Here is a 14,044-nt window from a genome sequence, read left to right as displayed (position 1 = left end):
GAATGATACAGGCTATTGCATTTGAGTAAAGGTGGCAGGTTATGGTTCTACCACCTTGTGGTGCTTAACTGTTTTGGATAGTCAAGTATTCGGCAACGCCTTCTGCAACTGTCTTGAATTCAACATCACAGCCTGCGGTGCGCAGTTTGGTCAGATCCGCTTGTGTGAATTCTTGGTAAGCGCCTTTTAGGTGCTCAGGGAATGGGATGGTTTCAATTTGGCCTTTGCCATGATGCTTGATAACTGCTTTTGCTACCTCTTCAAAAGATTCAGCACGGCCAGTACCACAGTTAAAAATGCCTGATACGCCGTTTTCTAAGAACCACAGGTTTACTTTACAGACATCACCAACGTAAACAAAGTCGCGTTTGAATGATTCGCTGCCCGCGAACAATTTAGGATTTTCACCTGCGTTAAGTTGGTTGTTTAGGTGGAACGCAACTGATGCCATGCTACCTTTGTGGTCTTCACGTGGGCCATATACGTTGAAGTAGCGGAAGCCAGTGATTTGAGAAAGGGTCTCACCATGTTCTTCAGCGTCTTGCCATAGGCGACGAACGTAGTTATCAAACTGCTGTTTCGAGTAACCGTATACATTCAGTGCGCCTTCGTATTCGCGTTCTTCAACGAAAGTATCTGTATCGCCGTAAGTGGCTGCTGAAGAAGCGTATAGGAATGGAATCTCGCGATCTAAACAGTAATGAAGCAGCTCTTTAGAGTACTCGTAGTTGTTTAGCATCATGTACTTACCATCCCACTCAGTCGTTGCAGAGCAAGCACCTTCGTGGAAAATTGCCTCAATCGGACCAAAATCATCGCCCGCCATAATTTGGGTCAGAAAGTCGTCACGATCCATGTAATCTGTGATGTCCAGATCAACTAAGTTCTTAAATTTTTTTCCATTTTTTAGGTTGTCGACAACCAGGATATCGTTAATACCAGCTTCGTTTAGTGCTTTAACAATGTTGCTGCCGATCATGCCAGCGCCACCAGTTACGATGATCATAGAACTTCCACCATAGATTAAAATTTTCTCTGGAATTCTAGCAAGAAACGAAAAGTAGCGCTATTGGAAGCAGGAAGATAGGTTTTAGTCTTCTATGACTCAGTATCTAGATATGAAAAAGGGAGCCGCAGCTCCCTTGATTACTTTATTATTCCACATCCGAACGGTTAGGTCTTTGGTACCAAGGATTTCGTTCGTCGGTTAACTCAATTAAGCTGTATTTGCGGCCGAGCTTCTGCCCTCCGTCACGAGTAAGAGGCTGCCAACTAAAGTTCGCACGATTGTTACTTGGCTTAACGGTCATGATGTCAAACGGAATCGACAAGTAGAAACCTTTAGTAAAGCTACCTTCACCAAATTCGTCCGCAGACAAGTCTGTAAATGAGGCAAAGGCGCCAGCAATTACGCCACTCTTGAACTGCTTAGAAACATTGATTTGTGTACCAACATCGCCAGCTAGGAACTGACCAACATCGACTTGGATCATCAAATCTTGCAGGAATTCCCATTGAGGGTAGTAGTAACCAGATACAAAACCAGTGAATCCTTTATCAATAACTTGGAACGGACGTCCATATTCTGGCACGTTTTGCCATTTCTCATCGTAAACACCGAAGTAACTTTGTGGATCACGTTGAGAAATTACGTTGACGTCAGCGCCAATCGCCCAGTTAGCTCCTTGTGGTCGGTAAAGAAACTCGGTACCGACTCCAGCAAACATGCTCTCCAGATAACCCGCGTAGAATTGTTGATCCATGGTATCGGAATACTCTTGGAACCAAGTCAATTGTAAGTTTGACATGGTTATAGCATGTTCATTTTGGTAAGCGCGGAACATGGTGCGAACACGAGGAACAGTAGTGCCATCAGGTGGAGTGACATAAATAAACTTATCGTAGTTGTTATACCAATCCCAGTATAACGAACCGCCAATTTCAAGGTTGTCCGTCAGCCAATATGAGGCATTACCGCTTAGCCCTACACTAAAGAGATAGAAATCTTCAGCGTTTCCGAGAGTTTGAACTAGTTTAGGTGCAAAGCCCCAATCAAAACGTTCAAAACCATCGTAGACAGATTCTCCCATTGGCTTAGTAGTAGCCCTTGAGGTTGCATCTTCTATTTTCGGATTGATGTAATTAACTTGGGCAAAGTCGCGATATTTCTCTTTGGAAATAATCGTTTGTTCGCCGACTAAGCCTCGGCTACGTTCATTGATCGCGTAGGTATCAATATCGTCAGGCATTTCATTATGGAGTACAGCTGCCGCTTTTTCGTGTGCCTCTGTACGGTCACGATATTTTTTCTGCTCACCAACGACAGTTACTGTATTGTTATCAACATAAACACGCGTGTTTCGATAGCCAGCAATTTTGTCTAAATCTTCTGTCACACGTTCCCAATCAACATCAGACAGTTCTTTGGGTTGGTTATCTTCCACTTCTGGGGTTGGTGTGTCTCGCCAGAATGATGGCATGTCATTGAAATTAGTGTTTAGCGTTAAGCCTGCTACTAAAGTATCGCCGCGTTCATAACTTAAACGAAAATCGGCCATGCCTAGACGGTAGAGGACACCAAAGTTCCATGGTGTGTGGGGCTTCATATCAACATCTGCACCCACAACTGCATAGTCTGTAGAATAATCATTGCTGTCGTACTCAACTTTAAATCGTAAAGGAGCGTGCAACGTCTGGAACTCTATACCACCAAATAAAGCCGCAGGCCCTTTGAAAGCTCTGTCAAAATTAGTTGTTCCTCCAGAATCAAGAAACTCTTCAGAACGTTCACAGAATTTGTCTGATGCTTTGCAAAATGGATTGGTTATATTGTCTCTGGTTCCCAAGTAGCCCCAACCCATACCCAAAGTAAAATCAAAAGTACCTAATTTCGAATTAGAATATCGTTTTGTCGCTGCAATAAACTCAGCATCAAAAAGGCCGGTACCAGCAAAGTCTCTCACACCTAGGGCAATTTCTGGCATGTATTCAGATTCTTCCCATAATCTAAATTTAAAATCTATCCCCTTGTCTGTGTATTCATTATCAACATCGGGTAAGGATGATGAGTAAGGCAGGTCGTTAACTTGAGTGTAACGGATGGTTGTTTCTAACCACGGCATAAGCTGCAGAGTCACATTGTAAAAAAGGTACTCATCACTACCTGTTACAGAAAAGTTGAATTCCCCTTCAGGAGCCATACGTCCGGTTGGCATCTGCATTAAACCAACACCACCAAAATCAGATTGAGAAGGCTGTAGCGAGGGAGCCTCAAAGGGTATATCTTGAGCCCAAACCAATGCAGGGCCCATTAAAGAAAGGGTTAAGCTTTTTCTAATTGGCATCATTGTGGTCTCTTTGTGGAGTTTGGTATCAATTGAGTGAGTAGGCGGACAATATCTTGGTCCATTTCGGAGTATTCAAGATCACCAAACGGAATATATACCAATGTCAGAGGTGGTAAGTAATATTGTGTCGTTAACCAAGCTCCGTGATGCGGCTTAACTACGTGACCATCTGGGTAGATCAACACTGGCGGTGTTGATAACGCACCAATGTTATTTTTCAAATTCTCTATTTGTCTTTGCAAAGGGATGCCTGCTTGCGCCTTAACGGAATACACGCTACTTAGGTTTCCTAAGTAATACACTTTTTCTTCGCGTAGAGGGCTAGCGAGCAGGTAATCGCCGCGCAACAGTGGGTTGTCGAATTTATCTAGTCGAATTTTATCAACATCAATCGCAGACAGTAAGCGTGGTGCAAAGCTTTGCTTCTGAATGAACTTGTAGAATGGATGTGCGACCAAATTGTGTTGAATCATTTGATTGAGCACCGAGTTCTTTAAAGCGGTAGAGGTTTTCTCGGCGTGTTCCGATTTATCAAACAAAGTGGTACCAAGAGAATATTGCAGAGAGACGCTTTGCTCCCTAGCAAGTGCTAACACATTTTCTAAACGAGCCGGCCCTTGAAATTGTAGCCGTTTGCCTGCTTCTAGCAATTCAACATTTAATGGTTGCATAGCAGAGGTTTCTGTTTGAGCGAAGCTAGGCATGCTCAAAAGCGGCATGACCAAAACGAATAATGTGAGTAGTTGCTTGCTCATGATTTGCTATATCCCTTCAAAATGGTTAACTCAACCGGAATCATATTTGGCCCTAGGTGCTGTAAGGTTTTAACGACCTGACCCTGTTCATTGACCCAATAGTAGTTTTCGACCGATTGAGAAAGACTGCTAAACTCCACAACTTCTTTATATACGTTGGTCATAGTGCTAGAAATAGGTGTTGTTAACGTTTCTTGGCCTGAGTAAGAACGCGTTATATTTGCAGGAAAGCCATAACGGTATTGTGTTGCCCAATCGTATGAAAGTGTGTAGTTGACAGAGGTTGAGTCTAAAGAAAAGTCTGGAACGTCACCGTAAACACCTGCTAAGTCCCCACTCTGTAGACCAATCGTTTTGACGATGTGCCCATTCTCTGTAACGATCATCGCTTTATCGGCGCTTACCCATTTCAGTTGTTTTTTGCCGCTGAGTTGGTTTTGTTCCGCAAAAGCTAAAACAACAAACACCTGTTTTTGATTTCCAAGTTTCAAATAGGCACTGGCATATGGAATAGCATTGATTTCTTCTGGTGTCATCTCGATATCAATGTAGTTACCGTAGGCTTCTTGGACGGTTGCTGAAACATCATTGAATTTCTGTGTGCAGCCAAAGAGTACAAGGAGTAGTGGAAGAATGAGGAGTTGGCGTATCCATTTAGGTATTCGGAAGATATTCATTATTCCCTCTTACAAATAAAATCGCCCTGAGTCATTCAGGGCGATTGGCTTCTGTTCTACAAAACGAAATTAGTTCGAAGTAGAAGTAGAAGTAGATGTTGAAGTAGATGTTGAGTCGCTATCTGACGCTGCAACTGCTACTACAGTTACTGCTGCTGCTGCGCCTACACCTACAGCTGTAGTGCCAGTTGCTGACGCAGAAGCTGTGCCTGTTGAGCCTGCTTCTTCTGCTGCAAATGCAGTTGTTGCGCTTAGAGCCATAAGAATAGCTAGAGCTGTATTCTTCATTATTAATCCTTGTGTATCCGGTATAAAAACATCGATGTTTGGTAGCATAAAAATGCTCCAAATTATATTCTAGATAAAAAAGCCTTAGCATGTAAATAGTTTCTTATTTTGCCATGGCTTTCGATCTCATTTCTAACACCAGCGTGACATTGCGCGGTTATCTTGCTCCCTTGCTTGCTGATAAACTATCAAGAGTGCATAATTTGTCGGCCTATTTCCTCCAGAACTAGAGGTTTGGAGGAAATAGGTCGTTTTTACTTACACCATATAGAAAGCGATACAGTGGCTTACGCTCAACGCCTCAGGGCGGTAGCGTGCCAACTCTTCAGTATTTAATGGCCTGCATAGCACGCTTAACTTTGCTTTGGCAGCCCATATTATTACCAGTACTAGGGACTTTTACGTGATAAGAAAGCAGCATTGTTTGGGAATACTTGGTGCACTGGGCTTGAGCCTGAGTTCTTTTTCAGCGTCAGCCGATTTTTATGCTGGTGCGTTAGTGAGCTACTCAAATGCAGAATTGAAAAGCTCGTCTTCTGAGTCCGTAAAAGAGGGGAGTCCTTTCCTTCTTAGTGCGCAAGCAGGGTACTTCTTTAATGACTACATTGGTCTCGAAGGACGTTATGGGACATCAGTTCAACGTGACAGTGGTCTTGCCGTTGATAGCGCTTTGAGCGGCTTTGTTAAGTTGAATATGCCGGTTTCAGAGCGAGTTGCACTTTATGGTTTAGCTGGGTATTCAAGCGTTCAGCTTGATCTACAAAATGTAGGTTCTCACAAAGAACAAGGATTTAGTTTTGGGTTAGGTATGCACTACGCTTTAAATAACCAAAGCGCGGTGATATTTGAGTTCGTTGATAACGTCTCTGAAGACCAAGTTCGCCTTAACTCGATTACATTGGGTTTTCAGCACCGTTTCTAATTTAAATACCTAGAGCTCAAACTTGGGGCTAGGGTCTTTTATTCAATTATTATAGTGACATACCATGTTTAAAGGATATTTCTCTATTGCCGCTTTTATATTGGCAAGTACGTTTGCGTCTTATTCAATGGCACAAACACCCACTCCAGAACAAATGAAAATGTTTCAAAACCTACCCGCCGACCAACAAAAGGCCTTGGCGAGTAAGTATGGTTTCTCCATTCCTTCTAGTTCATCTTCAAACAAGTCTCCTTACGAAAATCCGCAAGTAATCCAACCTAGAACTGAAGCTAGTAGCGCTGTATCTTCCAATATCGAAGAACAATGGCTCAAAAAAGGTGAGCAGGGAGAGCTTAAACGCTTTGGTTTAGATCTTTTTGCTGGTTCTCCAAGCACCTTTGCTCCGATCAGTGATGTTCCTGTGCCAGCAAATTACACCGTGGGTGCAGGTGATGAAATCATTGTGCAGTTGTTTGGTAAGGAGAATGAAACGCATCGTTTACGCGTAAATCGTGCGGGCACAATCAACTTCCCCTCACTTGGGCCGGTAAATGTTGCTGGCATGCACTTTTCTGATGTTCGTGACTCTCTGACGCAACGTGTAAAAGAGCAAATGATTGGTGTGCGCAGTGATATCTCATTGGGTGAATTACGCACCATGCAAGTGTTTGTAATGGGGGATGCATATAAGCCTGGTGCCTATACGGTTAGCGCATTAACGACAATTTCACAAGCTATTTATTACAGCGGCGGTTTTGGTGAAAGTGGGGCGCTGAGAGATATCCAGCTAAAGCGTGATGGTAAAATCATTCGTAAGTTGGATATGTATGACCTTTTACTAAAAGGTGATGCAAGTAATGATGTGCGCTTGCTACCGGATGATGTTGTTTTAATTGGTTCTGTTAACGATACAGTGTCTATAGAAGGCGAAATCAACCGCCCTGCAATTTATGAAGTCAAGCAAGGTGAAACATACCAGCAACTTATTCAGATGGCTGGTGGTTTTACTGCGAATGCCCATGTCGAGCAATTGGAGATAAAACGCTACGCTTCACATGGCGCTCGTGAGGCTCTGACGCTTGATTTCAATAAAACGCAAGATCGACAGAGTAAAGTTAAAAATGGCGATGCCATCAAGATCTTGAAAAAAAGCGAAGAGCTTACTCGTTACGTACAGATAGAGGGAGATGTTCGTCATCCTAGCTATGTGGAATGGCGCAATGGTCTTCGTGTTGCTGATCTTTTCAAATCTGTTGACTCAGCTTTTAATTCTACAGCTGATGTTAACTATGCGGTTGTGGTTAGAGAGATTAATCCGCAACGTGATATTGAAGTGTTCCAACTAAGCTTAGCCAACGCAATTCTATCACCAGGTAGCCAAGACAACCTCCAGTTACAATCACGAGATCGTATATTGGTTTTCAACCGCTTTAATAACGAAGACTTGGATACATTGGCAACACAAGAGGCTGTTTCAAAAGCAAAAACATTGGAGCAAGCGCAAGAGCAAGCTGAGCTGGAACAACAGAAAGAGCAAGAAGTGATGAGCTCTTCTGTTGCCGTTTCGCATTCAGCAAACGGTACGCTGAACAACCCGAGCACCACAGAGCAGGCGAAACCAGCTAAAATCATTTTCCGTGGTAAAGAGATTACAGAGGAAGACTTTGAAAAGCTGAAGCAAAATACTCGTCGCACTTTACTTGCCCCTGTGTTGTTACAACTTCAGCAACAGTCTCGTTTGGGACTAGCCCCTCAAATTGCTGAAGTCTTTGGTGAAGTCAAGCACCCAGGGCGTTATCCGATTACTCCAAGAATGACGGTATCAACGCTTATTGAAGCAGCTGGTGGTTTGACTTACAACGCATTTACAATTAATGCAGAACTAGCACGAACTGCGATTAATAGTGCGGATGAACGTGCTTATATTGATGTTGAACGTATTGATCTGCGTAAAGCAATTCAAGGCAGTGCTTCGGACGATGCAGTTATCGTGGGGCGAGATCGTTTGAACATCTTAGAAAAGCCAAATGTGAAGCTACAAAGCACAGTCACTTTACAGGGTGAAGTTCGTTTCCCAGGAACCTATACCGTGCGTCAAGGTGAAACCTTAAGTGAGTTATTGGACCGAGCTGGAGGTCTGACAGAGTTTGCTCATCCTCAAGGAGCAATATTTACGCGTGAAGCATTGCGTTTACAAGAGCAGAAGCTTTTAAACCAATATGCAGCAGATATGCGTAAAGAAACAGCGAAGAAGACGTTCCGAGCCGATAGTAATATGGGCTCTGTAATTTCAGACCCAGAAAAAACACTAGCATTTGTTGAGGAAGCAAGTCGCAGCAAAGCACTTGGGCGTATGGTGGTACAGTTAAATCGCATCTTAAAGGGTGAGCGTTCAGCAGATTTTATGCTAGAAGATGGAGACTTCCTTTTTGTCCCAACCTTCCGCAATACTGTATCGATTATGGGTGAAGTTCAGGTTCCAATTACCTACTTGTTAGACAACAAACTTGATGTTGATGATTACTTGAACAAAGCGGGTGGAGCTAAGAAACAAGCGGACGAAGACCGTATTTTTGTAGTGCGTGCGGATGGTTCTGTTTACAAGCCTTCATCAGGTTATTGGTTCGGAAACAATAAAGAAGGGTTAAAAGCAGGCGATACTATTGTTGTGCCAATTGATACCGACTACCGTGATGCACTAAGTACTTGGACAGCAGCGACACAGATCCTATATCAAACAGGTGTAGCGATTAACGCACTTAAGTAATAAATAACAAAATCGAGAGACGGGGGAGTAATCCCCCTTGATATAATGGAAAAGAATCAATTCGAAGTGGATATTAGTGAACTAGTTCGGTTACTCTGGACACAGAAATGGTTGATTATTTCAATCACATTCACTTTTGCAGTGGCATCAGTGCTGTTTGCTATTTCAAAACCAAACATTTATAAATCTGAAGCAGTGTTGTTCCCTGTTACTGATAATTCAACAAGTTCCGCAATGGGGCAATTAGGTGGCTTAGCTGCTTTAGCGGGCTTTGGTGGGAAGGAAAGTTCAAAACAAGCGATCGCATTGGAAGCATTGCGTTCGAGAGCTTTTTTAGGCTCTTTTATTGAGCGACACGATATCTTAATTCCGTTAATGGCAATTGATAGCTGGGATGCATCTGCAAGACGAATTATTATCGACCCTGAAATATACGATGAATCAACTGGTGTTTGGACGCGTACTGTCGGTGAAGGAAAGCAGCCAGAGCCCACTAGGCTTGAAGCAATCAAGTTTTTTAACGAGTTGTTATCAATTGATTTTAATAAAGTGAGTGGCGCTACAATTATTTCATTAACAAATCAGTCTCCAGAGTTAGCAGAGCAATGGTTATCATGGTTGATCTCTGATCTGAATGAATGGATGAAGAATAAAGATATTGGCCAAGCTAAGAAGAATATTGAATATTTGGATAAGCAATTGAAGTTAACGAACCTCTCCGAAATGCAGAATGTTTTTTACCAGCTCATCGAGGAGCAAACTAAAAAACTAATGCTTGCGGAGGCTCAAGACCAGTACATATTCGAAATGATTGACCCCCCAGTAGTGCCAGAAGAAAAGGACAGTCCTAGTAGGGCAATTATTTGTGTTTTAGGTACATTGATTGGCGGAATTCTTTCTATATTCATTGCATTAATTCGAATCGCAGTAAAAAGAAAAAATGCATAGCGTCGATCTAGCACCGAAAAAACTATTAGAGGCGCATATGTGCCTCTTTGCATTATTTGCGCCATTATCCGTAACACAATGGAATAAAATCTTCTTAGTTATTTTATTCCTTTCCTCACTATTAGCATTTTCATACTACTTAATTACTTCAAGAACATTTAGGTTTGAAAAGTACCCTGTATTCGTATGCCTTTCATTTTTATCCGTTTTTATTATCTCACTTTTTAGCATATTAATTAGCCGAGATTACTTGGTGGCTGAATATTTGAAATCTGTAATCATAGGCAGGATGTTTACATTTTTTTCTCTTATGCTGAATGTTTTTATCTTTCTTCTTTGGTTCTCGAATGCAACAGAGTCTTCCTTAAAGAAATTTATGAAATTAGCCTTGCTAAGTACGCTAGCTTTTATCGCTCTTGGTTACTGGCAAGTCATTGGTAAATTCTTGGGTATCCCATTCTTTATTGAAACACGAGACTGGATGCATGGTGTCCCTGCAGCTTTGAGAACTGTGTTTCCTTCTCGTGTGACTTCGATCGCTGAAGAGCCAAACTATTTATCACCCATCCTAATGGAGTCCCTGATTCTTATTAGCTTTTTGGTAAGACATAGCTTCTCAAGAATAGCGTTATTGTTGTTATCATTTGTTATTGTAATACTCTCTTTCTCTGGTGGGGCATATGTAAACTTTGTCCTATTACTAGGATTTGTATTCGTATTTACTTTTCTAAAAACAGTTCTAACGGGTAAAACAAGAATAAGTCACTTTTTCATACTTGTTCTTGTCATGGTATTAGTACTATTTCTAATATACGTAGGTACTATTTTAATTGAATTTATCTATTATAAGATGTCGACAGAAGCCTCTGGTGGATCTTCTCGTAGCCAATTTATGATATCTTTTGTTCAATTAATAACAGAGTCAAACTACACACAGCTTATCTTTGGACACGGACTTGGCACAATGTCTGTTCTTGATGAGTTTGGTATGAAGAGTGAAGATTACTTATTTAGGATAACTAACAACTATATCTTAGACATGTTTTGGGAAAGTGGAGCGATAGGTGTCCTTATGATATTTACGTTCTTCATGTCACTGTTCTATCCTTGCTTTAAGTATGGATTTACCTCTACAAAGTATTTTCTTGGTGGCTTGTTAACCTTTCATCTTCTAATTGCATCTACTTATCGCTCTGAGTACCTTAGTACTCACTTTGCCTGGGTCGTATTTTTAATACTATGTATTTATAAATTGGCAGAGCTCGAAAGAGCAGAAAAACTAATTAGTAAAAAATAAATAATAGAGTTGAATATGAAATTAGTGACTATTTATATTGTTACTCATAATCGAAGTCAACTGCTCAAACGAGCAATTGAATCTGCTTATAACCAAACTTACAAAAACATCGAAGTTATCGTGGTAGATGATGCGTCAACAGACGATACCCAAGGTGTAATTAAACAGATGCAAACGACTTATCCATTAAAATACTTCAGAAACGATGAAGGGAGAGGCGCTTGTTACTCTCGAAATGTTGCATTGAACGCTGCATCGGGTGAGTTGATTACAGGTATGGACGATGATGACTACTTTGGGGTATCCCGTGTAGACGATTTAGTCGATGCTTATGAGGACAAGTATTCTCTAGTTTGTGCAAACATTATTGAAGTTACCACAGACAAAGAAATTCATCGAAAATTTGGGTTCGAGCAAGGTGAGTTTGAGCTGAATAACCTAATGTATCAAAACTTGGTTGGAAACCAGATGTTAACCAGCGTTGCTAAGCTAAAGGCTATTGGCGGTTTTGACGAAGCGATGCCAGCATTTCAAGATTACGACACTTGGGTAAGGCTTGTAGACCGATTTGGTAAAGGTTACAAAATTGATAAATACAACTACTACCTAAATACCGAGCATGCGGGTGAGAGAATCTCAAGTTCGAATGATCGTAAAACGAGAGGTTTTGAACTGTTTTTCGATAAGCATCAAAACAAAATGAATGCCGCTCATAAAAAATCAATGGAAATCATGAGATACAAGGTGACAGGAGAAATGCTCCCTCTTTTGACTATGGTTCGATTGATTTCTCGTGATAACTACAAGTCTGCACTTTCACTTTTCTTGAAGCAGCGAAATTTGAGAAAGTAAAAATGGAAAAGGTTACGTTTTTAGTTGCTGCTTATGGTGATCGATTGCTCAACGTTCCTGACATCTTTCTGAAGCAGAGGGAAGAAGTGTTTTACGTTGTCGTTTCCCAGTGCACCTCAAAGTCCACTCAAGACGAATTTCTCAAGAAAATCTCACACCGTAGCGATGTGTTTTCTGTATTTTCAGATGAAACTGGTGTGGCAAAAAGTAGAAATCTAGCGATAAAGCACATTCCAAATGATGCAAGTTATGTTTTCTTCCTTGACGATGATGTTGAGTTAGAAGAACTTGCTTACGAGAGAGTTGTTCAGGCTTTTTCGAGGAATGACTACGAAGTTTTGACTTTCTCTGTGTCAGACCTAACGGGGAGTAGGTTGATCAAAAACTATGCAGACAAAGAATTTAAACATAATAATATCTCCATCTTGAAAGTTGGAACGATTGAGATTGCAGTTAAAGCCTCTGTATTAATAGACAAGTCCCATCTCACTTTTCCTGAAAATCTTGGGGCTGGCGCTAAATACCCTCTTTGTGATGAACCAGTATTCTTGAGTCGATTGAGGAAATCTGGATGTCAGTTGGGTTTTGTTCCTGAAGTGATTACTCGACATCCACTAGAGTCATCAGGTAAAGAAATAAAAAACAGCAATGAGATGATGGCTAGAGGTATCGCTTTTCGAGAAATCTTTGGTAGCTTGAGTTTAGTACTCAACTTTGCGTTTTTTTTGAAATCTTTTAAAAAGATACGTTATAGCAAGCTGTTAGCGTTGCGCGATATATATAAAGGTTATTTTTTATCATGACCAAGTTTATTAAGTAGTTTAAAAAATGAACTCAACAAAAAAAGCACTGAGAAATACAGCTTGGTTATTTAGTGAAAAAATAATAACTTTAGCGATTACTTTTTTAATAAATATCTTCCTAGCTAGATATTTAGCGCCTGAACAGTTTGGTCAATATAACTTTATTGTTTCTTTTTTAGCTCTTTTAGCTCCTTTCACCTCTCTTGGTCTTAATGCTCTTGTTACGCGAGAAATCGTAAATGGACGCAGCCAGTACGAGGTGCTGTGCTCATCATTTTTATTACGAGTGATCGGTGGGGTCGTTGGGGCAACGATCGCTGTTATTGGTATTTTGATTTGGCAGAGTTCTATAGAGCTCGTCGATCCGAAATGGTTGATTGTTGCTGCAGTTATAAATATTTCATCTGCCCTTTACGTTATTGAGTTTTACTTTCAAGCTGAAGTAGCATCCAAATATCTCGTTTTTATTCGAGTAGCAACATTGACAATTTCTAGCGTTGCTAAATTGGTTGGTATTTTGTTTAAAGCCGAGCTTAGTTTCTTTATTTGGGTATTTTTTATTGAGCTTGTTATACGCGGCGTGCTGTATGTATCTAGTTATATTTACTACAATAAACGTTTTTCTGAAGCCGTAACGCTCAAACATTTTTCTTGGAACAAACCATACGCCCTGTCTCTACTGGATCAATCTAAATGGTTGGTGTTATCTGGTTTTATGTCTGTTGTTTATCTTAAAATAGACCAGTTAATGATTGGCCAAATGATAGGAGCGACAGAACTCGGGATCTACTCTGTTGCTGCTCGTTTGTCTGAAGTTTGGTATTTCTTCCCATTGGCTTTAACGACCTCTTTCTTTCCTAAATTGCTAAAAGCTCGGGATGATAAAGAAAGATACAACTTCCAACTCGAACAACTATGCGGTGTACTGCTTTGGATGGCGATAGTGATCGCTATCGCGGTGTCACTGTTGGGCGGATGGCTTGTGCCGCTAGCTTTTGGTGAGCCTTATGCCCCAGCTGCACCTATTCTAACCATTCATATTTGGGCTGGTTGTTTTATCTTTATGCGCGCATTATTGAGCAAATGGCTCATAGCCGAAGGATTGCTAAAGTTCTCTTTGTTTACTCATGGTATCGCAGCAATTGTTAACGTTGTGCTCAACTACTTCCTTATCCCTAAGTTTGGAGGAGAGGGCGCCGCAATTGCCACACTTATCTCATATGCTAGCGCGAGTTATTTCGTTCTTTGGTTCCATCCAAAGACACAAATTATGGCGTTAATTATGACCAAATCTGTATTTATGCCTGCAACATACTGTATTAGGAAATTTAAATGAAAAGCCTGTTATTGAAGCTTCTAAGTAAAAATACAAAAAATCGTATTAAGAC

12 protein-coding genes are annotated in these 14,044 nt (G+C 41.0%); 7 read left to right on the top strand and 5 right to left on the bottom strand.

Going from position 1 to position 14,044, the window contains the following annotated elements; genetic code table 11:
* Nucleotides 1-64 precede the first annotated feature (64 nt).
* The 5 genes from rfaD to R7P67_RS14330 all read right to left on the bottom strand — a co-directional run bounded on the left by rfaD (nt 65) and on the right by R7P67_RS14330 (nt 5,067).
* A complete protein-coding gene (gene rfaD / locus R7P67_RS14350; protein WP_017634969.1) occupies nt 65-1,006 on the bottom strand; it encodes an ADP-glyceromanno-heptose 6-epimerase in 942 nt (313 codons plus the stop codon).
* A gap of 148 nt (nt 1,007-1,154) precedes the next feature.
* The gene (locus tag R7P67_RS14345; protein ID WP_167415630.1) at nt 1,155-3,347 is read right to left on the bottom strand and encodes a YjbH domain-containing protein; all 2,193 of its coding nucleotides are present in this window, start codon (nt 3,345-3,347) and stop codon (nt 1,155-1,157) included.
* Complete coding sequence (locus tag R7P67_RS14340; RefSeq protein WP_042522613.1) at nt 3,344-4,102, bottom strand: capsule biosynthesis GfcC family protein; 759 nt, start codon at nt 4,100-4,102, stop codon at nt 3,344-3,346. Before R7P67_RS14340 ends, R7P67_RS14345 begins: the two co-directional genes overlap by 4 nt.
* Nucleotides 4,099-4,779: a YjbF family lipoprotein gene (locus R7P67_RS14335; protein ID WP_167415631.1), complete on the bottom strand. Its 681-nt coding sequence runs from the start codon at nt 4,777-4,779 to the stop codon at nt 4,099-4,101. The genes R7P67_RS14340 and R7P67_RS14335 overlap by 4 nt, the downstream gene beginning before the upstream one ends.
* Nucleotides 4,780-4,848: 69 nt before the next feature.
* Nucleotides 4,849-5,067 carry a hypothetical protein gene (locus R7P67_RS14330; RefSeq protein WP_031780921.1) on the bottom strand — a complete coding sequence of 73 codons (219 nt, stop codon included), beginning with the start codon at nt 5,065-5,067 and terminating at the stop codon, nt 4,849-4,851.
* A gap of 403 nt (nt 5,068-5,470) precedes the next feature.
* On the opposite strand from R7P67_RS14330, the gene R7P67_RS14325 reads away from it, so the two are divergent.
* The 7 genes from R7P67_RS14325 to R7P67_RS14295 all read left to right on the top strand — a co-directional run bounded on the left by R7P67_RS14325 (nt 5,471) and on the right by R7P67_RS14295 (nt 13,992).
* Nucleotides 5,471-5,989 carry an outer membrane beta-barrel protein gene (locus tag R7P67_RS14325; RefSeq protein WP_017820722.1) on the top strand — a complete coding sequence of 173 codons (519 nt, stop codon included), beginning with the start codon at nt 5,471-5,473 and terminating at the stop codon, nt 5,987-5,989.
* Between the two features lie 64 nt (nt 5,990-6,053).
* Nucleotides 6,054-8,756: an SLBB domain-containing protein gene (locus R7P67_RS14320; protein WP_054579399.1), complete on the top strand. Its 2,703-nt coding sequence runs from the start codon at nt 6,054-6,056 to the stop codon at nt 8,754-8,756.
* Nucleotides 8,757-8,801: 45 nt separating this feature from the next.
* On the top strand, nt 8,802-9,704 hold the full coding sequence (locus R7P67_RS14315) for a Wzz/FepE/Etk N-terminal domain-containing protein (protein ID WP_167415632.1): 903 nt from the start codon (nt 8,802-8,804) through the stop codon (nt 9,702-9,704).
* Nucleotides 9,697-11,001, top strand: coding sequence for a hypothetical protein (locus R7P67_RS14310; protein ID WP_167415633.1), 1,305 nt, complete (start codon nt 9,697-9,699; stop codon nt 10,999-11,001). The genes R7P67_RS14315 and R7P67_RS14310 overlap by 8 nt, the downstream gene beginning before the upstream one ends.
* 15 nt (nt 11,002-11,016) lie before the next feature.
* Nucleotides 11,017-11,853, top strand: coding sequence for a glycosyltransferase (locus R7P67_RS14305; protein ID WP_167415634.1), 837 nt, complete (start codon nt 11,017-11,019; stop codon nt 11,851-11,853).
* A 2-nt stretch (nt 11,854-11,855) separates the two neighbouring features.
* Nucleotides 11,856-12,656, top strand: coding sequence for a glycosyltransferase family 2 protein (locus R7P67_RS14300; protein ID WP_213966806.1), 801 nt, complete (start codon nt 11,856-11,858; stop codon nt 12,654-12,656).
* A 25-nt stretch (nt 12,657-12,681) separates the two neighbouring features.
* Nucleotides 12,682-13,992 (top strand): flippase, encoded by a 1,311-nt coding sequence (locus tag R7P67_RS14295; RefSeq protein WP_167415636.1) that lies wholly within the window; start codon nt 12,682-12,684, stop codon nt 13,990-13,992.
* The last annotated feature ends 52 nt before the right edge of the window (nt 13,993-14,044 follow it).

The sequence above is a fragment of the Vibrio sp. Vb0937 genome (genome assembly GCF_033338855.1).
Note: the sequence above shows the minus strand (reverse complement) of the source record. Positions and strands in the feature narration are given on the sequence as shown.